At 39.0% G+C, this 25,579-nt stretch carries 14 protein-coding genes and 1 pseudogene; 13 read left to right on the forward strand and 2 right to left on the reverse strand.

Annotation, left to right across the window (positions count from 1 at the left end; genetic code table 11):
- Positions 1-99: 99 nt before the first annotated feature.
- The 12 genes from AAA970_RS23390 (at position 100) to AAA970_RS23445 (ending at position 18,812) form a co-directional block, all read left to right on the forward strand.
- On the forward strand, positions 100-3,411 hold the full coding sequence (locus AAA970_RS23390) for a SusC/RagA family TonB-linked outer membrane protein (RefSeq protein WP_338239315.1): 3,312 nt from the start codon (positions 100-102) through the stop codon (positions 3,409-3,411).
- A gap of 28 nt (positions 3,412-3,439) precedes the next feature.
- On the forward strand, positions 3,440-5,233 hold the full coding sequence (locus tag AAA970_RS23395; protein WP_338239316.1) for a RagB/SusD family nutrient uptake outer membrane protein: 1,794 nt from the start codon (positions 3,440-3,442) through the stop codon (positions 5,231-5,233).
- A gap of 26 nt (positions 5,234-5,259) precedes the next feature.
- Entirely contained in the window at positions 5,260-6,897 is a 1,638-nt protein-coding gene (locus AAA970_RS23400) for a DUF5123 domain-containing protein (RefSeq protein WP_338239317.1), read from the forward strand.
- A gap of 60 nt (positions 6,898-6,957) precedes the next feature.
- The gene (locus AAA970_RS23405) at positions 6,958-8,439 is read left to right on the forward strand and encodes a pectate lyase family protein (RefSeq protein ID WP_338239318.1); all 1,482 of its coding nucleotides are present in this window, start codon (positions 6,958-6,960) and stop codon (positions 8,437-8,439) included.
- Positions 8,440-8,509: 70 nt separating this feature from the next.
- On the forward strand, positions 8,510-9,304 hold the full coding sequence (locus AAA970_RS23410) for a rhamnogalacturonan acetylesterase (protein ID WP_338239364.1): 795 nt from the start codon (positions 8,510-8,512) through the stop codon (positions 9,302-9,304).
- Between the two features lie 10 nt (positions 9,305-9,314).
- Positions 9,315-10,949, forward strand: coding sequence for a glycoside hydrolase family 43 protein (locus AAA970_RS23415; protein WP_338239319.1), 1,635 nt, complete (start codon positions 9,315-9,317; stop codon positions 10,947-10,949).
- Between the two features lie 3 nt (positions 10,950-10,952).
- Positions 10,953-12,650: a glycoside hydrolase family 28 protein gene (locus AAA970_RS23420; RefSeq protein WP_338239320.1), complete on the forward strand. Its 1,698-nt coding sequence runs from the start codon at positions 10,953-10,955 to the stop codon at positions 12,648-12,650.
- Positions 12,651-12,719: 69 nt separating this feature from the next.
- The gene (locus AAA970_RS23425; RefSeq protein WP_338239321.1) at positions 12,720-14,075 is read left to right on the forward strand and encodes a pectate lyase; all 1,356 of its coding nucleotides are present in this window, start codon (positions 12,720-12,722) and stop codon (positions 14,073-14,075) included.
- Positions 14,065-15,273: a glycoside hydrolase family 88/105 protein gene (locus AAA970_RS23430; protein WP_338239322.1), complete on the forward strand. Its 1,209-nt coding sequence runs from the start codon at positions 14,065-14,067 to the stop codon at positions 15,271-15,273. The genes AAA970_RS23425 and AAA970_RS23430 overlap by 11 nt, the downstream gene beginning before the upstream one ends.
- Positions 15,270-16,256, forward strand: coding sequence for a pectinesterase family protein (locus tag AAA970_RS23435; RefSeq protein WP_338239323.1), 987 nt, complete (start codon positions 15,270-15,272; stop codon positions 16,254-16,256). Before AAA970_RS23430 ends, AAA970_RS23435 begins: the two co-directional genes overlap by 4 nt.
- 317 nt (positions 16,257-16,573) lie before the next feature.
- Positions 16,574-17,407: an SDR family oxidoreductase gene (locus AAA970_RS23440; protein WP_338239324.1), complete on the forward strand. Its 834-nt coding sequence runs from the start codon at positions 16,574-16,576 to the stop codon at positions 17,405-17,407.
- Positions 17,408-17,768: 361 nt separating this feature from the next.
- A complete protein-coding gene (locus AAA970_RS23445; protein WP_338239325.1) occupies positions 17,769-18,812 on the forward strand; it encodes a GAF domain-containing protein in 1,044 nt (347 codons plus the stop codon).
- A gap of 426 nt (positions 18,813-19,238) precedes the next feature.
- Here AAA970_RS23445 and AAA970_RS23450 read toward each other — a convergent pair whose 3' ends face one another.
- Positions 19,239-20,186, reverse strand: a complete 948-nt coding sequence (locus AAA970_RS23450; RefSeq protein WP_338239326.1) for a DUF4861 family protein — start codon at positions 20,184-20,186, stop codon at positions 19,239-19,241.
- 441 nt (positions 20,187-20,627) lie between these two features.
- On the opposite strand from AAA970_RS23450, the pseudogene AAA970_RS23455 reads away from it, so the two are divergent.
- Positions 20,628-20,816, forward strand: a pseudogene (locus AAA970_RS23455) (IS3 family transposase); the annotation flags it as partial.
- Between the two features lie 689 nt (positions 20,817-21,505).
- Here the strand turns inward: AAA970_RS23455 and AAA970_RS23460 are convergent.
- On the reverse strand, positions 21,506-25,465 hold the full coding sequence (locus AAA970_RS23460; RefSeq protein ID WP_338239327.1) for a hybrid sensor histidine kinase/response regulator transcription factor: 3,960 nt from the start codon (positions 25,463-25,465) through the stop codon (positions 21,506-21,508).
- Between the last annotated feature and the right edge of the window lie 114 nt (positions 25,466-25,579).

The raw sequence follows: 25,579 nt of genomic DNA on the forward strand, positions 1-25,579 counted from the left end.
TTAGTTGTTGGATTAGCTATTTTTATACTATCAATTTTTTTCAGCTCAAAAGCCGGTTTTTGTAATCATACCTATTTATTATTTTTTAATGTGAGCAGCATGAAAATCGTTACAAATTTTCTAAGCAAAGGTTGGAAGAAGACTGCCCTGTTAGCCGTAGTATTTCAACTTTTTTGCCTGATGCCTACTCTGGCACAAAGTTTAATTAAGGGAAAGGTAATTTCAGCCACTGACCAGGAGGGCTTTCCCGGGGTAAATATCACCCTTAAATCCAACCCTTCCATTGGGGTAGTTACAGATGTAGAAGGCCATTACAGTATTAAAGCCTCTAAAAATGAAGTGTTGATTTTTAGTTTTGTAGGTTTTACTACTGAAGAAGTGGCGGTGGGAAATCAAACCACCATTGATGTGGCATTAAACCCCGAGGTTACCGAATTGGAGGAACTAGTCGTCATTGGTTATGGATCGGTGAAGAAATCCGATATGACCGGTTCTGTTTCCCAATTAAAGGCCACGGATATTCAAAAGGCGCCCTCACCTAGTCCGGCTGCCGCAATTAGTGGTCGGATTCCGGGTGTTAATGTAACAACAACGGATGGATCTCCGGATGCTGAAATTGTGATTCGCGTACGTGGTGGGGGTTCAGTTACCCAGGATAATACGCCCTTATATGTGGTAGATGGATTTATTGTTGAAAGCATAAATAACATTCCTCCTTCCGATATTACGAGTATTAACGTTTTAAAAGATGCAGCAGCCACTTCCATTTACGGCGCTCAGGCCGCCAACGGAGTAGTGGTAATCACGACTAAAGAACCGAAAGCAGGAAGCACAGAAGTTTCCTACAACGGATTTGTTCAGGTCAAGCAGCTTCCAAAAGAGCGTAAGTACAGTGTTTTGGATCCTTATGAATATGTTTTGGCAAATTATGAGCTCAATAGGTTGCGTTCTCAGGATGATGTGGATCGTTTTGCTAAATTCTACGGGAATTACGAGGACCTGGAGCTTTATCAGCATAAGCCGGCTACTGACTGGCAGGATGAATTATTCGGACAAACCCGGATTTCTCAATTTCATAACCTGAGCATAAGTGGAGGTGGGGAAACGACCAAAGCCATGTTGAGTCTTACACATAATGATGACCAGGGAATTTTGAAGAATAATGGATTCCAAAGAACGGTTATTAACTTCAAATTAAACCAAAATATTGGTAAAAAATTGCGACTGGATGCTGGAGCGCGAATTAGTAATAGCGTGGTAGATGGAGCGGGGACTTCCGGCGGAGCTCAGCTTAGGGTCAAGGATGGTATTGCTACACGTCCGGTAAATGGCATTACCGATGATATGGATCTGGATATGAATGATTTGGATGGAAACGATGATTTCCAGTCATTTTTATTAAGTATGGTGGATCCCCGGGATTTGGTAGAGGATGACTGGCGCCAAAGAAATGATCAGGAATATGTGTTTAATGTTGGCTTGAATTGGAAGATATTAGATAATTTAGTTTACAATACCACCTTTACCAGCCAGACCAGATACAGAGAAAGTTTGCGATTCTACGGACCATTAACCTCTAGGTCTCGGCAAGAGGGAAATTCACTTCCATTAGGAGAAATGACCAATAGCAATAGAGATTCCTATCGTTGGTTAAATACTTTGACCTATAATTTTAATTTAGGTAACAAGAACAATTTGGATATAATGGCAGGACATGAGATCTATTCCAACGGTAGTTACCAGACATATATGCGTGCCTTAAATTTCAGAGAAAGCATTACACCGGAAGAAATGTTTTCCAATATGCAACTAGGAGTAGTGGACCGTCATAGTTCCTATTTGGATACCCGAGAAAACCGGCTTTCCTATTTTGGACGCGCTAATTTTAGCCATAATAATAAATATTTACTCACGGCGACTTTACGATCTGATATGAGTAGTAAATTTTCTGGCGATAACAGAGTGGGACTTTTCCCTGCAGTGGCAGCCGGTTGGAAATTATCAGAAGAAAATTTTTTGAGAGGATTTAAAAAAATAGATGAGTTGAAATTAAGGGTAAGTGCAGGTACCACAGGAAATGACCGTATTCCAGCTAATTCCACTAAATTTCTGTTCAAATCTTCTAATGATAAAGGCCCGGGAATGGGAACCAATGGTTATAACCCCTATTTTACCCCGGATGGAGATGTTTTGTATAATCCCGACTTGAGATGGGAAACCACCATTAACCGTAACATTGGTTTGGATTTTGCCTTCTTTGGTTCTCGTATTTATGGTAATGTGGATGCTTATTGGAATACGACCAATGATTTGTTGTTACAATCCAGAATCCCGGAGGTCTCTGGTTTCAAATACCAATGGAATAACGTCGGGAGTACCTCTAATCGTGGTATTGAATTCCAAATTGATGGCTATGTGGTTGAAAAGGAAAATTTCACCGTTAAATTGAACGCAAATGCCGGTTTTAACCGCTCTCGTATTGATGCGCTGGATGGAGTGGATGAAAGGTTTTTCCAATCTAATTGGTCGAGTACTAATTTGATGCACATTGATGACTATTACCTGAATGTGGGAGGTAGTATTGGTCAAATGTATGGCTTTGTATCTGACGGGATGTATACCACTGATGATTTCGAAGGTTATGATGCTACAAATGATACTTATATCCTAAAAGATGGTGTTCCGGATGCCTCGGGTATATTAGGAGTTGATAATGTGAAACCCGGATATTTAAAATTAAAAGAAACCAATAGAGAGAATAAAGATGAAGCTGATCAGGGAAAGATTGATGACAGTGACCGAACGGTTATTGGTAATGCCCTCCCCAAAGTGATTGGTGGTTTTGGAGTAGATGTTAGTTATAAAGGATTCGATTTTTCTACATTCTTTAACTTCTCCTATGGGAATGATGTCTACAATACCGGTAAAATTGAGTTCAATCAGATGTATAGAACCAATAATGGTAATATGCTGGACAATATGCGAATGGATAATCGCTACACTTATTTGGATGTGGATGGTTCGTATACAGGGGTTGCCGGTGGAATTATCACTGATATGGATCAATTGGATCAACTTAATCAGGGAAAACAGATGTGGTCGCACACCAGTTTTGGGCAATCTAGAACAGTTTTCCATGACTGGGCAGTGGAGGATGGTTCCTTTTTACGCCTTTCACAAATGACTGTGGGTTATACCCTGCCACAAACGCTGACTCAGAAAGTAGGGATTTCTAATTGCCGGTTCTATTTGACAGGTTATAACCTTTGGTTGTGGACCAGCTATTCAGGTTATGATCCTGAGGTGAGTACCACCAGAAGCAATTCGTATGGAGCACTTACCCCTGGAATTGATTATTCCGCTTTCCCGCGAAGCAGGTCATATACCCTGGGTGTTAATTTAACTTTTTAAAGATTGTAGACTTTAGATCTTTTCAACAATGAGAAATTTAAAATATTTTTTCAGCCTTTTATTATTGGCTTTGACTACAATTGGTTGTGAGTCCTTTTTAGATCCCGGATCGGTTTCGGTGAGTGATTTGGAGGCGGTATTTTCCAATACAGATGATGCGCGCAAAGCCACCAATTCCATTTACAGACACTTTAATGAAGATGCCTTTCGTTCCCGCTTATCTACAAATATGATGGGTTGTACCGATATTGTACACGCAGGAGGTACCAGTGAGGGGGATAGATACCAAATTTGGCGCCTGAATGCCAGCTCCTCTAATTCGGATTTGGCTACGGTTTGGGAAACTGCCTATAAAGCTATTCGTGATTGCAATATCGTGATTGAAGGAGTTCAGAATAGTGAGCTTATGGAAAGAGGTACTGTTTTAGAAAAGCAAACCATGCATAATTTCCTGGGTGAAGCGGTAACCATTAAGGCCTATTGGTATAGTATGCTCATTTATTTTTGGGGAGATGTACCCTTTATGAACGAGGCACCTAAAGCCGGGGTCGAATTTAATTTGCCTAAAACGGACAGAAATGAAATTTTGGAATCGCTGATCGATGACTTAATGGAGGTAGAGGAACATATGGCCTGGGCAGATGCTCTTCCTTATGGAATTGAGCAGGCTAATCGGGAATATTGTCTGGGGATGATCGCTCGTTTGGCATTGCAAAGAGGGGGATGGTTCCTAAAACCTGATATGACGATGGCCCGTGCCTCCGATTATTTAGACTTTTATACCATAGCGAGAGACTATTCTAAAAAACTGATAGAATTGAAAGATCGTGCGTTGCCAACGGATTATCGTCAGGTATTTATGAACCAGTGTAAATTTATTTCTCCTGTGAATGATGATGTTCTTTTTGAAGTACCCTTTCCAATAGGTCGTGGAGATGTAGGTTGGAATATTGGTATACGTGTAGATGCAGGGACTCACCCTTATGGAGGTGGACAAAATTATATGGCCATGTCTCCGAGCTATTATTACTCCTTTGATCAAAAGGATAAACGTTTAGAGGTGACCTGTTGTCTTTACACCATTAATGGCTCTTTCGAAAAAGAATTGGTTTCCAGAGGAAATATGAATATTTCTCAGGGTAAATGGAGTAGACATTTTCTGGATACCCCTCCGGGCCAGGCATCTGACAAGGGTACTGGTATCAACTGGCCCATGCTCCGTTATGCCGATGTATTATTAATGTTTGCTGAGGCAGAAAATGAACTTAATGGCCCTACCGCTGAAGCACAGGCCGCCCTGAGAAGAGTTCGTGAGCGGGCTTTTGAGGCGCAGGATTGGTCGACTATGGTGGATGAGTATATCAGTACGGTATCTGCGGGAAAAGAGCGTTTCTTTGAAGCTTTGGTAGATGAGCGGTCCTGGGAACTTGGGGGCGAACTGGTTCGAAAAACGGACTTGATTCGCTGGAATCTTTACGGCCAAAAAGTCCAACAAGCCGTCACCGACATTAAAAGGATATGTGATGAAGTGCAAGCCGGTACAAGTACTTTACCTGCTGATTTTTATACCAGAACTGATGACAGTGGTGAATTAATAATTTTCAATACACATGAGCAAGTCAGCTTTAATCCTGATCCAGAATTATGGAGCAGACAGGACTGGTTAATTAAACTTTATGATGAAGACAATGGCACCTATGCTGAATGGATTACCAGAGATTGGGCCAACTATGTTCACCCGGTACGATATATTTTCCCTATTCCAATAGGTGCAATTTCTGCCAGTGAGGGCAAATTGGATAATAATGGATACAATTTTTAGTAGTATTTATTTAAGATTTTAAGAATATGAAATCGTTTAATAAGAATATAGGAGCGTTAGCGGTATTTTTTCTGGCTATTGTAATAGGCCTGAGCTCCTGCAGGCAAGAGGAGGATTTTCTGCGCGTGCGAATGTTTAGTCCGGTGTTAAAATCCAATCTGGAGTCCATTAATAACGAAATTGTGGTTAACCTGATGCCATTCTCTGATGCAGTGGGTTACCATATTGAAGTAAGTCGTGATTCCTTCTCTACCGTGGAGTATAGCTATGTAAGTGATAGCTCTTATACCGTAATCGGCGAAGAAACTGTCGGAGAAGAGTTGTTTTGGAATACCCGATATCAGATTCAGGTGAGGGCTATTGCGGATAAAGAAGAGTATAATAGCAATGTGTCTGATTTAGGAACTATAAGGACGCAAACCTTCCCTTCCAATTTGATTAACCCGTCCCCCTTTGATGTTACAGATAAAGCCGCAAGAGTGACCTGGGAACAAGCTGGTGCAGCCATTACAGGTGTCAAGGCTTTTGATCCGGATGATTTACGGCTGGAGCATCCTATTTTGGAAGATGAAGTATCAGATTCGGATAGTGATAATGGAGAGAAAATTTTCTCTGGCCTGGAGCCGGAGAAAACTTATCAAATTGCTATTTATAGCGGCGAAACACTTCGGGGTTGGACTAATTTCACCACCAAGCCTGCTGATATTGATCCAAATGCTCCCGGGGTAATTGATATTACGGATTTGGATGATCCATTTGCATTGAATGCGGCCTTTGAAATGGCTGCTGATGGTGATATTATTTTACTAAAATATGGCAACTTTTATCATATACCATCAGCTGATCTGAATAAATCAATTACGGTTCAGGCGCAACTGGGTTTTGGGGAACAAAAAGCTATCATTGAAACCACTGATGCCGATTCTGACTGGAATATTCCGGATGGAGTATCCATTGATTTTATTCGTTTTAAGAATGTGGAACTTAGGGGATTAACATCCAAACACTATGTGTTTAATTCCAATAGAAGTAATACCAGTATTGGTGAAATCACATTTGAAGATTGTCGTCTTCACACTTTCCGGTCTGTGGCGCGATTAAGAGGGGCGATTACCGTGGGTGCTTTTAGTATTAAGAATAGTATTGTATATAATTTGCCGGATGACAATGCGGTTGCTAGATTTGAAGGAGGTCCAGTAGGTACTATTTTATTTGAAAATTCTACTTTTTACCAGTGTAGAAGAGTTTTAAGATCCAGTACTTCTGCCGAGCGTATCGATTTTACAAGCTGTACTTTCTCAGAAGCACCACGACACAATGACTCCAGTTATATTTTTGATTTTGGAAGTAATGATGTTAGTGGAGGCGTAGGCATTACCAATTGTATCTTTGGACGCGGCTGGAACAATAGTTCAACCGAGCCGGAAGAGTATACTTCCAGAGGATTTTCCTTTGGAGATAACACCAACGTTTCGGCTACTAACTCTTTCAAAACAGGCGACTTTGTTTGGTCGCATGATGGGGAAATGTTAACCCCTTTGACTTATAGTGGTAGCATTGAAGACTTGTGGGAAAAGCCACAAGAGGGGGATTTTAATTTTAAGGACAAGGGATTCTCGGGTGCATTCAATTGTGGTGATCCAAGATGGAGAATTGAGCTATAGTTTCATTAATGATAGGGTGGCTGATGAATGTCATCCTATCTTATTTTTTTGAAGAACATTATGATGAGGTGTTTTAATATTGGAGTATTTATTTTTTATATACTTTTTTGGTGTGGTTGTTCTACGGACAATCCTATCGAAAATGATGATGAATCAAAAGCGGACGGCCCTGAAAGAGTGGAGGAGGATCCCCTTGCTTTTCCTTCAGCTGAAGGTTTTGGCAAAGATGCTACTGGTGGTAGGGGAGGAAAGGTAATTTTTGTTACTAATTTGAATGATGGCGGTCCGGGGAGTTTTCGGTGGGCGGTGGAGTCTACCTCAGGTCCCCGGTATGTTATTTTTAAAGTAAGTGGTAATATTGAATTAAATTCAAAACTTGTAATCAGTCAGGGCGATATCACTATTGCCGGGCAGACAGCTCCCGGTGATGGAATTAGTATTAACCAATATCCGGTGATTATTAATGCCGATAATGTCATAATCCGTTATTTGCGTTTTCGTCCGGGGGATGAGGCCGGAATGGAAGCCGATGCACTGGAAGGGCGGTTCAAGAAAAATATTATTATAGATCACTGCTCCATGAGTTGGTGTACTGATGAAGCTGTTTCGCTCTATGGGAATGAAAATACCACCGTTCAATGGTGTTTAATATATGAATCCCTGGTGAATTCTGCCCATGATAAGGGAGCACACGGATATGGTGGTTTATGGGGAGGCAAGAGGGCTTCTTTTCACCATAATTTGCTTGCTCACCATGATAGTCGAAATCCAAGATTGAGAGAAGTAGAAGGTGATCCTTTTGCGTTGACAGATTTGGTGGATTTAAGAAATAACGTCATTTATAATTGGGGGAATAACAGTTGCTATGGTGGAGAGGCCATGAATGTTAATATCGTAAATTGTTACTATAAGCCCGGTCCGGCGACCCCTTCCAGTAAGCGAGAGAGAATTATTGCCATTGATAAAGAAATTAATACATCCACTCATGCTACTTATGATATTTGGGGGAAATTTTTCATAGATGGAAATATTATCGACGGTAGTATTCGGGCATCGGATGATAATTGGACTTATGGTGTATTAAATCAATTTCATGGGAAATATGGAACCATAACAGATGAGGATATTGCTCATATAAAAATAAATTCAGCACACGATATTCAGAATAATGTAAAAACTCATTCAGCGGAGGAGGCTTATGAAAAAGTGCTGGAGTGGGCAGGTGCTTCCAAAGCGAGAGATGAAGCTGATTTAAGGGTAGTCAGTGAGGTGAGGAGCGGCCAATATACTTATGAAGGCAGCAATGGAAGTACTAATGGACATATTGATAGTCATACCGATGTAGGTGGGTGGCCGCTTTTGCAAAGTTTTGATGCTCCCTTGGATACTGACGGTGATGGTATTCCGGATGAATGGGAGCGTTTATATAAGTTGGATCCTGATGCCCCAGATGCTATCGGCCATAATCTTTCTAGTGCCTATGATAATATTGAAGTATATATCAATAGTCTGGTAAAAGATATATCTGATGGACAATATTAATGGAAAAATAAAACAGTATAGGACTATGCATTTTCATTTAAATAATGCTCGAATTTCCCAGCTATCAATAGTGATTATATTGAGTTTGGTATTAGTCGTGGGTGTTGGCTTTGTGATGAAAAAAAATGTAAAGAAAATATATATTCTTGGAGATTCGACTGTAGCGAATTATGCACTGGAAGAAGACTACCAGAAAAAGAGGTTTCCTCAAATGGGTTGGGGGCAGGTGTTTCAGGACTTTATGCAGTCCGATAGTCTAAGAAATGTGCCCTTTTTATCTCATCAGGAAACAGTTATTGTGGATGATCGGGCCAAAGGTGGACGAAGTACACGCACATTTTTTCAGGAAGGTCGCTGGCGGAAAGTATATGACCAATTGAATAAAGGGGATGTTGTTTTGATGCAATTTGGACATAATGATCAATCTGTACAGAAAGTATTAAGGTATGTTAATGTGGAGGGATATAAAGAATTTCTAAGGCTTTACATCTCACAAACCCTTCAGAAGGGAGCTTTTCCAATTTTGATCACTCCGGTGAATAGAAATTATCCATGGATAGATGGAAAACTGGTAAGTTGCCATGGGGAATACCCTAATGCGGTCAAATCCGTTGCGAAAGAGTTTGGGATTCCATGTATTGATTTAACTAACTTATCTCTAGCGCACTTTACAGATAAAGGACAGGAGTATGTTTCCAGTAAGTATTTTATGAATTTGGCAGCTGATAAATTTGAGGCTTATCCCAAGGGAATAGAAGATAACACTCATTTTCAGGTGGAGGGTGCATATGCTGTAGCACAGTTAGTCTTTAATGAATTTAAGCAAATTCGTATGGATACCAATAAAGGTATTTTATTATATTAAATACTGAATTATGAAAATTCGATTAATAATTTTTAATAGTTCCGTTTTTGGATGGCTCCTTCTCAGTTTAAACCTCTATGCTCAAATTGCTTCAAATAATATTTGGCAGGCTGATTTAAATAAGGGAAAATACCAAAACCCAATACTCTACGCGGATTATTCCGATCCGGATATCTGTAAAGTAGGGGATGATTTCTATATGACCTCTTCCTCCTTTAATTGTGTACCGGCCTTACCAATTCTGCATTCTAAAGATTTGGTAAATTGGAGAATAATAAATTATGCTATACCTCATTTTCCGGATGAATATTATAATAAGGTACAGCATGGCAATGGCGTTTGGGCTCCCTCTATTCGCCATCATCAGGGATGGTTTTATATATTTTGGGGAGATCCTGATCGTGGTATCTATATGGTGAAAACAAAGGATCCGGAAAGTGCCTGGTCAACGCCAATTTTAATAAAAAAAGCAGCGGGTAATATTGACCCTTGTCCGCTTTGGGATGATGATGGTAAGGTGTATATGGTTCATGCATTCGCCAATAGCCGAGCAGGTGTAAGCGATGTTTTACAGGTGCAGGAACTTAGTCCCGAAGATATGAGTGTGACCCGTAATCGGAAGATTGTGATCGTGGGATACCCTGAAAATTTCACCTTAGAGGGCCCCAAATTCTACAAGCGAAATGGGTATTACTATATTTTTGCTCCTGCCGGAGGCGTAGCTGAAGGTTGGCAAATGGTATTCAGAGCCGATAACCCTTTCGGTCCATATGAAGGCAGGAAAGTTTTAGAGCAGGGAAATAGTCCGATTAATGGTCCTCATCAGGGGGGCTACGTTGAATTAGATAATGGCGAATGTTGGTTTGTACACTTTCAGGAAAAGTTACCCTATGGTAGAATTGTTCATTTACAGCCCATGTCCTGGGAAAACGACTGGCCGATTATAGGATATCATCCCTCCGAAATGGCTGTAGGAATGCCAGTAACTATGCATTCAAAGCCTAATATAAAGTACAAAGGGCCCAAATTCGAATTACCCCTGAGCGATGAATTTAATCAGGATCAATTTCATTTAGGATGGCAATGGCAGGCTAATCCCCATAACAGTTGGTACGCCATGAATGAGCGTCCGGGATATTTGCGATTGTACAGCCAATATCATTCCCAAACCAGTAAAAATGTGTGGGAACAGCCAAACCTATTATTACAAAAAATTCCGGGTCCTTCGTTTTCAGCCCAGACTTGTTTTGACGTTTCTCAATTACTCCAGGGCGAAAGAGCGGGCTTCATTATGATGGGAATGGATTATGCTGCATTGAATTTAGAAAATGTAGGGGAAGGAAAATCTAAATTAAAATTGGTTCGGAACTATAAAGCCCATAAGGGTAATCTGGAAGAGGTTTTACTTTCCAAAGTTTTGGATAAACAAACCATTTGGTTATCCATGCAGATGAAAGAAGGAGGTACTACCACATTCTCTTATAGTATAGATGGTAAGAACTTTAATCCAATAATAGGTGACTTTACAGCAGAAGAGGGTAGATGGATAGGGGCTAAAATTGGTTTATTTAGCCAAAAAAACAGCTATACCGGACCAGTAGGATATGTAGATGTTGATTTTTTTAGAATAAATAATTTCGAATAGAATATGCAAAATTTAGTATTATTTATTGGGGTACTTTTTATCACGATTGGTTGTCAACCCCCGGCTCATAGTGGCTTGGAAAATAGTTCTCAGACTTTGAACAACCAGTTTTATCAAGAATTGGAATTTCCGATGGAGCCAATAGCGGCGCCACAGTTTTCCGATTATTCCGTGAATATTTTGGAATTTGGTGCTCAGAATGATGGCATTAGCCTTAACACTGAAGCCATCAATAAATCCATTGATAAAGTACATAAATCTGGTGGTGGTACCGTAGTGATTCCCCGGGGTATGTGGTTGACGGGGCCAATTGTTTTAAAGTCCAATGTGAGATTACACACGGAATATGGCGCTTTTATATTATTCAGTGACGATTTTTCTCTTTATCCACTTCAGGAAACCAGTTTTGAAGGCTTGGATACCTATCGTTGTCAATCGCCTATCAGTGCCTTAGGTGCTGAAAATATAGCGATAACGGGTCATGGAATTTTTGATGGAAATGGAGATCGTTGGCGTCCGGTAAAAAAGTCCAAAATGACCGCTAATCAATGGAAAAAATTATTGGCCTCTGGGGGGATTTTAAATGAAAAGAAAAATATCTGGTATCCTACTGAAAAGGCAAAAAGAGGGGACGAGTTAAGTACCATGAATGTTCCTGAAAATTTAAATACCTTAGAGGAGCATCAGCAAATACATGAGTACTTACGTCCGGTATTGGTAAGTATAGTTAAATCCAGGAATATTTTATTAGATGGGCCTACATTTCAAAATTCTCCTGCATGGAATATTCATCCATTAATGTGTGAGAATTTAATTGTTCGTAATCTAACAGTACGAAACCCCTGGTATTCTCAAAATGGGGACGGTATTGATATTGAATCATGTAAAAATGTATTGGTAAATCGATGCAATTTTGATGTTGGAGATGATGCGATTTGTATAAAGTCTGGTAAAGATGCTGATGGAAGAAGACGTGGGATCCCAACAGAGAATTTGGTAGTAATTGATAATGTAGTTTACCATGGTCATGGAGGGGTAGTAGTTGGATCAGAGATGTCTGGTGGTGTGAGGAATGTCCATGTTTCCAACTGTACATTTATAGGGACTGATGTAGGGTTAAGATTCAAAAGTACAAGAGGTAGAGGCGGAAAAGTAGAAAATATTTTTATTTCCAATGTAGAGATGAAAGATATTCCTGCAGAGGCCATTCGTTTCAATATGTATTATACAGGTAAATCACCCGTAGCAGAACCGGAGGAAGAAGTAGTGGATTTGGAGGCCTTAAAAGCTCAATTACACCAGGTGAATGATGAAACACCAATTTTTAGAAATATTCATGTCAACAATGTAGTATGTCGCGGAGCTCATCAGGCAATTGCCTTGCAGGGGCTTCCGGAAATGAATTTGGCTGAGGTTTATATGACGAATATTGATATTGCCGCGGACAAGGGGTTGAGTTGTTTTGATGCAGACGGAATTTATTTAAAAAATGTAAAGCTTTCCACAAGAGATGGAATACCATTTATGTTTCATAATTCGAAAAACATTATGCTCGAGAATGCAAAATGCATAACGGACCAAACCATTAAACTTTCCTTAACTGGTCCGTTTACTGAAAATATTAAGGTTAAAAATAGCGATATCTCTGAAAAAGAGGTGAGTACATCGAAAAGCATAAAAGGGCACGCATTAGTTTTATAGATGTATTTATTGTAAGGTTTGAACTTCGGAGTTTTTAACTCCGAAGTTAATTTTTTTTAATGACTAATAATGGGAGATACAATTTTTCATAACCGACTGTTTTTTAATAAAGTAGTTTTAGTAATTATTTGTGTTTTTTGTACGGTACGCCTATTTGCCCAGTCTCCAGCCTTTCCGGGGGCAGAAGGCTTTGGGAAATATACTACAGGAGGAAGAGGGGGGCGAGTATTATTAGTTGAAAATTTAAATGACAGTGGGCCGGGAAGTTTAAGAGATGCCATAGCAAAAGATTTCCCGAGGATAATAGTTTTCAAGGTGTCCGGCAATATCGCCTTGAACTCTCCCTTGGTTATCGCTCATGGGGACCTTACGATTGCTGGGCAAAGTGCTCCGGGGGATGGTATTTGTTTAAAAAATTATGTTCTGAAAGTTAAAGCTTCCAATGTGATTATTCGTTATATCCGAAGCAGAATGGGAGATGAGGCTCAACAAGAAGATGACTGCCTTACAATTTTACGACAAAAGGATATCATTGTAGATCACTGTTCTTTTTCCTGGGGTACAGACGAAGTGGTAACCTGTTATGATAATGAAAATTTCACTCTTCAATACTGTATTATTTCTGAAAGTTTAAATGAATCGGTACATGCTAAGGGAAATCATGGTTATGGGGGGATTTGGGGTGGTAATAAGGCCAGTTTCCATCATAACCTATTGGCTTGCCATGCGAGCAGGAACCCGAGGTTTTGTGGAGCAAGATATCATCAACAATCCAATAAAGAATGGGTGGACTTTCGAAATAATGTAATCTTTAATTGGGGACACAATAATGTTTATGGAGGAGAAAAAGGGAACCATAATATGGTGAATAATTATTTTAAAGCAGGTCCCGCTTCCAAAAAATCTACCATAGGTCAATTGGTAAATCCTTCTTTTCCTTTTGGTAAATTTTTTCTAAATGGAAATTATATTGAGGGTTTTCCCGAAGTTAGCCAGGAAAATAGTTTAGGGGTTAAAGGAGCCGATATTAAGGAAGTTCTTCTGCAGGAGCCCTTTGAGGTGGATACCAGTTGGTCTACCACCGCCCGTACTGCCTACGAAAAGGTATTGCAAACTGTAGGAATGAGTTTGGCACGAGATGATGCGGATCGTCGAATAATAGCCGAAGTGAGGTCTGGTCAGCCTGATGCGGGCGTAAACAAAAATGGAATTATCAATAGTCAAACTGATGTGGGCGGATGGCCTGCCTTATCTAGTACCCAAGCTCCATTAGACTCTGATCGAGATGGAATTCCTGATTATTGGGAATTGGAACATGGATTAGATCCTCAAGACCCTAACGACCAAAATTTGTATTCTCTAAGTCCAATATATACTAATATTGAAATTTTTTTAAATGAAATAATTGAAAACCATGAATTGTAATTTGATCATTAAATGTCTGGTTCTTATTTTTTTTGTAGGATGTCAGTCCAAAACAAGCAATAAAACCGTTCTAAGTAACACAGGGGAGGATCCCGTATTCCAGCAAATGGCGGATGCAGAGATCCTTCGAAATCCCGATCCTCGACTATTAGATTTTCGGGATAAACCCAAATGGGAATACACCAATGGTTTGGTCTGCTCTGCTATGATGAAAGTCTGGGAGCAAACATCAGATAAAAAGTATTTTGACTATGCGCAGTATTATCTGGACTCCATGATTCAGGAAGATGGCCATATTTTAACTTATAAAAAATCTGATTATAATATTGACCGGGTGAATTCTGGCAAAGTATTGATGGAAGTCATGAAAGTGGCACCCAAAGAAAAATATGAAATTGCACTTCATCAGCTGATCGATCAGATGAAAGAACATCCAAAAACCTCGGAAGGTGGCTTTTGGCATAAAAAGCGCTATCCTTCGCAAATGTGGCTGGATGGTTTGTATATGGGTTCTCCTTTTTTAGCACAATATGCGATGGAGTTCAATGCACCGGAGTTTTTTGATGTAGTCGCGCAGCAGGTAATTTTAATAGACAAATACACCTGGGTAGAAGAAGAAGGTTTATACCATCACGCATGGGATGAATCGCGTGAGCAAAGATGGGCAAATTCAGAAAATGGTAGAGCGCCTCATGCCTGGGGCCGTGCGATGGGGTGGTTCGCCATGGCGATGGTGGATATCCTCGATTATTTCCCAAAAGACCATCCTCAATTTAGTGAGATTAAGCGCATCCATCAAAAACTTGCGGATTCCATTATTAAACATCAACATGAGAGTGGTTTATGGTGGCAGGTATTAGACCAGGCAGGCAGAGATGGGAACTATTTAGAAGCTTCTGCCTCCAGCATGTTCGCTTATTTTTTACTGAAATCCTATAATAATGGATATTTGAGTAATTCCTATGGTGAAGCGGGTCTAAGGGCCTACAACAGTATTTTAGAAAAAATGGTGGTGAAGGGTGCTGTTAGTGGCATTTCCCTGACTAAAATTTGTGGTGTTGCGGGATTAGGAGGTAATCCCTATCGGGATGGTAGTTTTGATTATTATATCAATGAAATCATTAGGGATAATGATCCTAAAGGAGTTGGTCCTTTTATAATGGCAGGTATCGAATATGAAAAACTTCGTGCATTATGAAAATCAGTAAATTAGCTTCTATATTCTTCTGTTTGTTGACCTTTCAAGCTTATGGTCAAGCTTATGATTTTATTGTGGATGGTAAGGGAAGCGGTGATTTTGAAACCATTCAGGCAGCGATAGATCAGGTACCGGTTTTTAGAAAAAAAGAGACCTCTATATTCATCAAAAATGGCGTCTATAAAGAAAAATTAACCATTCCTCAGAATCGGGAAAATATCACCCTAATTGGAGAGTCATCAGAAAAAACAGTGATTAGCTTTGATGATTTTGCTAGTAAAAAGAATCGGTTTGGAGAGAATCTAGGTACATCAGGCTCTTCTTCAGTATATATATATGCCAATGATTTTACTGCTAAAAGCCTTACTTTTGAGAATAGTTTTGGTGCAGGTAGCCAGGCAGTTGCTGTTTTGGTGTCCGGAGATAGGGTAATATTTGACAACTGTCGATTCCTGGGTTTCCAAGATACACTTTATCCTAAAAAGGAAGGAAGTAGGCAGTATTATAAAAATTGTTATATCGAAGGAGCTACTGATTTTATTTTTGGATGGGCTACAGCGGTATTTGAAGATTGCGAGATTTTTTCACGAAAAGGGGGCAAATATATTACGGCGGCCTCTACAAATAAAGCGGATGACTTTGGTTTTGTTTTTATCAATTGCAAACTAACTTCAGACGCCCCGGACCAATCAGTTTATTTGGGAAGACCTTGGAGGCCCGATGCCAAAACGGTTTATTTATCCTGTGAGTTTGGTCAACATATTCATCCTGAAGGCTGGCATAATTGGAATAAACCTGAAAGGGAGCAAACTGCTTTCTATGCTGAGTTTAACTGTTTTGGCCCTGGTGCAGGTGATCAGCAAAGGGTGAAATGGTCTCATAAGTTAAGTTCGCGGGAAATGGTTTTTTATCGTTTTAAATACATATTTGATGACTGGGTTCCAAATACGGAATCAGTGTTGTTTAAAAGTAATACCAATTAATTTGGACTTCGATCGCTATGTTTTATGGAAGGAATGATTGTCCGCCTTGAACTTAATTCTTCCGGATTGTTATTAGACCTATGCCCGCATATTTATGCTCTTCGAGTGGATCAATAATTAAAAATTTAAAAACTTTTGAACAATTGGGGATATTTTCAGACTATTTGACCCTTCCCTAGGACTATATAGACAATACAATCAAATCCCCAATATTTGATTACTGTACTGCCTGAATACCGGTCTATGTATTCATAAGTATATTATATTTTTTAAGTAGGGAAGTGAAGGGAAGTATTTTTTGTACTAATTTTTATTATATGGATAATTTTTCATTTAATGATCTGAAAGGAAAGCTAGTGGTTATGCCAGGTGGAACCGGCGCTTTAGGAATAAGTTTAGCGACCGCTTTTGCTGCCTGTGGGGCAAAACTGGCCATAATTGGCCGAGATAAAGAACGTGCTGAAAATTTAGCAGCCAAATTGAAGCAAAAATATTGGGTAGACGTCCGTGGCTATGCCGTTGATGTGACGAATATGGAGGCTTTGAAAGAGGTGAAAATGGAAGTTTTTGAGCAGCTTGGCTTAGTTGATATATTAGTCAATATTGTAGGGGGTAACATAGAGGGGGCGACCACCAATGCCGAGAAGTGGGAGGAACAGGGGCTAAATTTCGCTCAAATTAAACCTGATGCCCTGTCTGAAGTATTTGAAAAAAATTTTAAGGCTTGCTGGAATACCGCCCAGCTTTTTTCTGTGGATATGATTGCGAAAAACAAAGGGGTTATTTTAAATGTCACCTCTATCGCTGCCTTACAACCTTTAACCAAAGTAGGTGCTTATTCAGCTGCGAAGGCAGCACTAGAAAGCCATACCAAATGGCTTTCTAACTATTTGGCTTCTGAAAATATTAGGGTGAATAGCCTTGCGCCCGGTTTTTTTCTAACCAATCAAAATGAGTTCTTGCTTAAAAAGCCAGATGGTAGTTTCACCGAAAGGGGAGAAAAAATTATTTCGCGAACACCTCTGAAACGTTTGGGTTCAGCGGAGGATTTTCAAGGAGCAGCCTTATGGATGTGTTCAGATTTGGCCTCATTCTTAACAGGTTCCACCATTGTCGTGGATGGTGGTGTATCCAATTTTGGAGGTATTTAGTTACACTTAAATTTTTATTCAAATGGAAGATAAGTTTGATAAAATTATAGTGCTAAGTATAATTGTTTTTTCCATTAGCATTATATGTTATTTTCTTGATTATGAAATCTTTTTGCTTGTAGGCACGGTTTTACTCTTTAGCTTATTGTTATTTGGGCTTTACAGGGAAAAGAATATCAATAAATCTCTTGAGTTAGAGATTCGGGAAATTATCGATTTTTTTGGAATAGCTTCAGAGAATAGTAGAGATTGGGTGAAAAAATTAGAAAATCAATATGATGATATCTGTCAATTACTTAATGTATTGAATACAAAAAGGCAAGTTATTCAATTAAAAGGAAAGGATAAACTATCTCTTTTAATGAATGATTTTGCAAAAGCATTTCATCATAGTTTGATAGAAAGCCAGCAGCGTGCCCTCATGAGAGATGCCATTGTTTCTTTTGAACAGGCCCTTAGGCAACAGCAGGGGGTCTCATTTGACACTGCAGCTAATGTATGGTTAAAAAATATCATATCTCATACGGATGCTTCCATGGGTGGTCTGTACATTATTGAAAGGGATGAAGGGGAAAATATTTTAAAATTGTCCGCTGCTTATGCTTTTGGCCGACAGAAGTACTTAGATCAAAAAATTGAGATTGGTGAGGGACTGATTGGGCAGGCTTATTTAGAGAAACAGCCAATTTTTATGACTGATATTCCGGAGGACTATCTAAAAATTAGGTCCGGATTAGGAGATGCCTCCCCAAGATCTTTATTGATTTATCCCATGTTATTACATGATCGGGTGATTGGAATATTGGAACTTGCCTCTTTTCATGTTTTGGATGATTTTAAAATGGATTTTATCCGGCAGGTGGGTGAGAGTTTGGCGAGTCACATAGAAATGGTACGTTACGCAGAGCAGACGGCACTTTTATTACAGGAAACCCAGGAAAAAGAGGAGGAGTTACGTCAAAATTTAGAGGAAATTTCCGCCACACAAGAACAATTGGAGCGGATGCAGAAGGAGCAAAGGGTACAGGCAGAACAGCATCAGACGCTCATGTTAGATATCCTGGATCATGTAGATGGGAAAGTGTATTTAAAGGATTTAGATGGGAAATTTCTATTGGTTAATCAAAGATTTGCCGATGAGTATGGGGTTTCAAAAGATCAATTAATTGGTAAAAGTGATTTTGAATTTTTCACTAGAGAGAAAGCGGAAGAATTCCAGAAAGAGGAAAAAAGATTAATCCAATTAGGGAAAAAATGTACTACTAAGAAATGGGTAGAATTTAAGGGAGAAACCAAGTACTGGCAGGTTGAAAAAATACCAATTTTTAATCCGGTAACAGGTCGAAGTGGGCTGCTGGGGATTCATTTTGAATTGCAGGAAGAATATGCATCATATCAAAATTAATCATCTTTGATAAAGCTGTTGTTGGATAGATAAAAAGCGAAATACAAAATCCCAAAAGATGAATGAGGCCCTATTTTCAGTACTCCATTACTTAAAATAGGGCTACACTCTTTATCCATATCTGAAACTTTGTTAACTAAATAGTAGAGGTCTAGATTCGACCTTAAGATAGAAAAGTGATTCAAATATTGAAATTATTCAAAATTATTTAAATATAGTCTGTAAAAAAGTTGCTAAAACTCAAAATGTTAATGCTAAAATAGTATTTTATTAATTTATAAATATTCAAACAAAAAAATCAAAAGACTAAAAAAATAATGCTGATTGATTTTTGTCGCTTAAGAGCGATAACTTTGTAAGTTACGAAGAAATATTAAATAGCATTAATTAATCACCTTTACTGATCTAGTCACATGTAAATGTGTATTACATTTTTTTCCCCTCAGAATTTATACAACTTTCGATAAAACTTTCTAAATCACTAATTCCTTTTTCTCGACCACAAGCAGAGGTAATCCATGCTTCCATATACTTTCCTGTTTTACTAATGAGCAGAATTTGTTTGCCATCGTCAATCTTTTCCATAAAATCCGCTGGTTGAAAGGTAATCCCTCCTCCAACAGCTGTTTTTTCCACCGCTACATCTTCAGGATGCTCTCCCCAAACAGCAATGAAATTTTCACCACATTGAGTATTTGTTTTACTATGATAATTTATTCCTGTTGCAAATTGTACGGGCAATTCACCTAAAGCAAATGCTTCCACTTTGGCTTTTCTTACTCCAGAAAATACAGTAACTCGTACTAACACATCGATTTTTCTGCCCTGATAGGGGACACCCTCAGATATCATTTCCATATAAGAGGAATGAATTTCCTTTTTTACTCGAGCAATTCTCATATCTACTGGATTTAAATCTACCAATTGCCCCTCATCCCAAAGCTTGACACCTCCTAAACCGACTGTATTGCCTACCTTATAATAGTCCGCTCCCCAACCTTTTTGCTGTTGTTCTTCTGTTGGATACCATTTCGTCCTAGCCAGTTCCAGCCCTTTTTTGGATTTGGAATAAATATCAATGGCAGTTTTTTGGCTAAAATATAACCGGATAGCCATATATTCATTTTCAATAGCAGGGCCATGATGACCTAGCTTTTGGTAAAGATCTCCGGTTGGGCTAATTACTTCCTTAATTTGAATTTTATCTTTTTTATAAAATAAGCTGACATCTGTTTTATTAACCATTTTTTTTTGAGCCAATCCTTGTGTAAGGAGAAGCATAGTCCCCATTACCAATAATAGTATTTTCTTCATGGTCATAATTGAAATTACTTTTATTTCATTAAATTGATTTTCTAGATGCTTAAATTTCATGATTTAGTCATCTCCTACCAACTTTTTTGAGCTACAGTTTTGTAAACCATTTGAATGAGCTCGTAAACAACTATTTACCGTCATATTTTAATCCTCAACTTATGTAGAAAAAGCTTTTATGCGTTCTTTAGTGAGGTATTATATGCCGTTCCTTCCGTAATTAACAGAAAAAATAAATTAATTATTGAAATAAGCTTAAATGAGTCTTCATCATGTACTAAACTTTTGATTTGTAGAATATTAAGAAAAGGGAAGTTAGAGTAACCAAGAAGCTTAAATGAGAAATTATTGAACGAAACTTTCGACGCTGGTATTGGTCGTATGAGGAGTTAACCCAGAAAAAGTATAAAATTCGACCTAAGATGAAAAAAGTGAATGGCCTGATGATCCTAAAGCATTGAAATATCTGATTATGGAAATTCTGCGTGAGAAAGCAGGAAAGCCTTGAAAATTGCGCTTAACCAGCGAAAAAATAAGAATTTACCTCTTATTCATTATTCAGATCGCGGGGTTTTATACTTTAGTAATCAATACGTACAGGATTTAAGAAATGCCGGTGTCAGCATAAGTATGACGGAAAGTTATGATCCTTATCAAAATGCTGCTGCCGAGCGCGTGAATGGCATATTAACCCGAATTATTCACCGCTAAATTAATTAACTAAGTTCAAGTGGCTTATTTTTAGTTTATTATAATTAATTTTCTTTGGTTTGTAATAGCCCAAATTTGGGCTAGCTTGCTTTCTCCTCATTCATCTGTTTCGTTGGAAAAAACTCGAAATAGGAAACTATTCCTTCATTTTTTCCGCCTTACAGCTAAACGAGGACTTAAGCATGAATAATCCGGGTTAAAGGACGAATTGGACTTGGGTGCTCGATTTATGGGTTTTGAGGAGGTATTAGCCTGGACAAGAGATGCTATAGAGGTTTACAATTTCAACAGGCCTCATCCAATTATCAACATGTTAACACCGGATGAAGCCCATCAGGTGAGTGGGCCAATAAAAAAATTATGGAAGAATTACTATCAATTAAAACTCTTGAATAGGGAAAGTAATAAACCTTTTGAGAAAAGAAGGAAGAAACGTTTTAAGGGGGAGTTCATGCCAAGCAAATAGCAAATGCTACCTGCTTCATGGATGAGCTATCAAAATGACCCGCCGAGAGGTTCTACTCTAGTATTATTCAAATAGTACAATTATTTGGGTGGTATTATTACGTTGAAATGGTGGCAACGTATTTCAGGATATGACAGATAGGTGTTTTCAGATAGACCGTCTGTATTTAGGTTATGGATAATATGGAGGCCTGCATATAGCATTAATGATATTCCGATGGCTTCACTCCAAAATATTCCTTAAACTTAATTCGGAATTGTTCCGGGCTTTCAAAACCCACCATTGTGCTGATTTCATTTATTTTATGTTCCCCTTCACCTATTAGCACCGCGGCACGTTGGAGTCTCATTTTTCGGAAGTAGTGGGCGGCATTTTCTCCTGTGATGCTTTTAAATTTCCGATAAAAGGTAGACCTACTCATGCACAGTTGTTCACTGATGGCCTCCATATTAAGTTTAGGATCTGCCAGTTGTGTTTCCATAATTTGATTAAGCTTCCGCCAGAACTCAAGCTCTTTTTTAGAAAGATGATGAAAATTTATATTCGAATGGGTGGATTGTGTGAGCACCTGCTGTTTTAAGTTTTGTTGTCGGTGGAGTAATTGGTTTATTTTTCCTGAAAGGATATCCAGGTCGAAGGGTTTGGTAATGAAATCATCAATGCCTAATTCCATGGCCTGTAGAAAGGAGGGTTTAGCGTTTTTTGCGGTAAGCATAATCATTGGAATATGTCTATAGATCGGATCTTCTTTAATTTTTTGACAAAATTGTAAACCATCCATTCGGGGCATCATTAAGTCAGTTAGGATTAAATCGGGCTGCTCTTTTTGCATAATTTCTAAACCTTGTAAACCATTTTCAGCGGTCAATAAATGATACTTTGAGGATAAGGCTTCTACTAAAAATTCTAATAAATCCTCCTGATCCTCCAGTATTAGAAGGGTAAATTCTTTGGCGGAGGGTTGCAGCAGCATATTCCCCTTTTCTATTTCCTTCGGATGAGGAAAAGGTTGCTTTTTGCTTTTAAAATCAGTGGGCTTAAAATGACCATTTCCCTCCTTTAAGGATAGGCGGAAGGTACTTCCTGTTTCTCCGCTTTTTAGCAGGGAAAGTTCGGCCTGAAGGAGCAAACTTAATTCCTTGGCCAGCGCAAGCCCGATGCCATATCCTTCCTTTTTGAGCTTTTCCTTTACTGTACTTCTGAAGAAGGGGTGGAAGATTTGCTGTCTATTTTCCGGGGCAATGCCCACTCCCTGATCTTCCACATCAATATGAATGAATCCCTGCTCTTCCTTGACTGTCAAATAAATGTTGTGAAGTTCCGGGGAGTATTTTATGGCATTAGACAGGAGATTCGAAATGATTTTATCCATTTTATCAATATCGGTCCAAAGGTTTATTTTCCGGGGACAGATGAGGTAGACTTTAATCTGTTTTTTGGAAGCCAACACTTTGAATTCATCCACCAGGCCTTCTAAAAAATGCTGTAAATCAATTTCATCAATATATAATTCATGTAATTGCAAATCTTGTTTGCGAACATCCATGAGCTGGTCGATTAATCTTAAAAGTCGAAGCGTATTATTTTTAATTATTTGCTGCACTTTTCGGGAGTTTTGTTTGGGATATTTTTCCAGGTAACCTAATATGACCGTTAGCGGAGTTCTGAATTCATGGGAAATGTAGGTGAATAACTGCAATTTTTCCTGATCCGCTTCATGGAGCTCCTTCGAAATTTGCTGAATTTCATTATTTTTTTCTTTCAGGTGTTTGGTTTTTTGTTCCACCAAATCCTGGAGCTGCTCATTGGCGTACTTTACCTGACGTAATCGATATTGAATGAAAATCAATATTAAAAGGATAAGAGACAATACTAATCCTGATTGAAACCACCACATTTGCCAAAACGGGGGCTGTATATTGATGTTTATCTCTTTTATTAGCAGCCATTTTCCTTCCGGACTGAGGTATTCCACCTGTAGTGCGTATTGGCCCGGATGGAGTTGGGTGTAATGAACGGTATTTTTTCCACTGAATGTAGTCCAATCCTGCTCCCAATTTTTTAGCTGAACTCTGAATTTTTTGCGGATTGGATAATCAAATGGACTAGAGTATAGGGCAAGTGAAAAGGTGTTTTGGTTGTACTTCAGCTGAATTTCCTGAAGTAAATCGATGTCTGTTTGTAAAATTCCATCCGGGGAGGGGGAAATCTCCTGATTGAATATTTTGAAATTTTGAAAATGGACTTTTGGCAAGGATTCGGAGCTTGTAATATCTTCCGCTCTGAATTTTACCACGCCCTCATAGCCACCAAAATACAGATACCCTTCAGCATCCGACCCATAGGCATCATCCATAAAATAACGGTAATTCAAATAGCTGGAGAAGGTATTGCTACCGGGATTAAATTTGGTGATTCCCCGATTTGAACTCATCCACAAATGGCCTTTGTTATCTGAGACAATACCATAAATGAGGTCATTCGAAAGACCATCCTTTTCAAAGTATTGCGCAATGACCTGTCTGTTTTTCAGGCTGAATTTATTTAAGCCTATATTAGTCCCAATCCAGAGAAACTCCCCTTGTATCTCTAGATCGTAAATTTTGTTATTGCTCAGTCCGATGGATTCACTGTTAAGGGAAGTAAATTTTTTTGTTTCGCTTTCTATTAGTCCTATTCCATTATTGTCGAAGGCAATCCAGATATTTCCCTCATTATCTACCTCCATATCCCGGATAGCCATTTGGTTCTTTATCTCCAATACCTCTACCAAATCGCCCTCAAGGCTGATTACAGCTATTTCTCCTTTTCTGGAAATTAATAGATGATCCTTATCGTAAGGAGTGATGGCATAACTCCAACCGGGCCAGTCCCACCGGTGGTGTAATCCTATGCTTTCTACCTGTTTCAAGTGCTCATTATAATATCCCAAGCCAAAAATACCCGTAATCCATAACCGGCCGTTTTGGTCTTCAAATAGTTCCCTTATCCCTCCTAATGGGACTTTTTCGCCCTTTTTGTTTATCCGTTCGTTTAGTTTTTCCTGCCGGCCATCTTCGTGAATAATTCCAATACCGGAATTATCAAAGCCCAGCCATAGCTGACCTGATGACCGACGGCAAATGGCGCGCACAATATGGTTATTGGTTTTTCCTCCTTCATTCCAATCAATATGTTGAAATTTATTCTTCCGTCTTCCAAAGAAATTAATTCCATTCTTGGCGGTACCCATCCAAATATTGCCCGCTTTATCTGCCCTTATCACATTGATACTTTTGCCCTGAAATGAATTGGAAGAGGATGGATCATTTACTAAATATTGGATTTCCGGCTTTTTTTTAAGGTTTTTTATGCGCAGGGGAAATCCATTCATGCCAAGCCAAAGGTCATCTTTGCTAAAAGTCATCGGAATTGCTTCCATACGCTTAGCTGAAGCGCTTAATTCTGAGCTTTCAAATAGGACCTGATTCCCAGATTTATTAAATATTAGAATGCTATTTTCTCCCAAGCCGATAATTTGATCTTCCCCATTACATAAACCATAAATGGGTTGATTATAGGATTTGTGAAGCACGATTTTATCGCCCTCCAGTTTTGCCCTAAAAATTCCTGAGGTCCCGAAAAGCGTTATCCCTAAATCTGAATTATGTAGAATTCCTAACAAACTTGTTTTTAGCCGGATTTCATGGTATTGATGTCGCTTGGTGTGATAAGCCAAAATTCTATTATAATGAAGCATCCACAGCCAGTCACCTTTCATTACCATGTCTTTTACGCCTGCGGCCAACTTAGTGGAAAAAAGACTATCAGGCACCTGATCAAACTTTTGATGTGCCGCTACGAAATGGTTCAGTCCACCAGTAGCAGTAATTGCCCACATATCACCCTCCGGCCCAGGGGCCAGCGCCTTGCAATTGTTACCACTGAGGCTATGAGGATTCTGAATATCCGGTTTGTAGTTGGTAAATTCTTCCCCGTCGAATCTGTTGAGCCCATTTAGCGTACCTACCCATAGTAGTCCTCGACTATCAAATTTCATACAAAAGACATTCTTTTGAGAAAGTCCCTCTTTAACATCCAGATGGTCAAATTTCACCTCATTAGCCCACAGCAATTGAGGGATGGTGAATAAAAGGGTAAAAAGGATCGACTTTGGTATCAAAATAAAATTAAAAAAATGATGCCTGAAAATTGAAGCTTGAATTAGAGAAGCGAAAACAGTTTTGGCCTTTTTTTTTGATGCTTTCCGGTGCGTATAAATTTCTTAGCGGAATGG

Origin of the sequence: Persicobacter diffluens (assembly GCF_036244895.1) — a bacterium.
GTDB lineage: Bacteria > Bacteroidota > Bacteroidia > Cytophagales > Cyclobacteriaceae > Persicobacter > Persicobacter diffluens.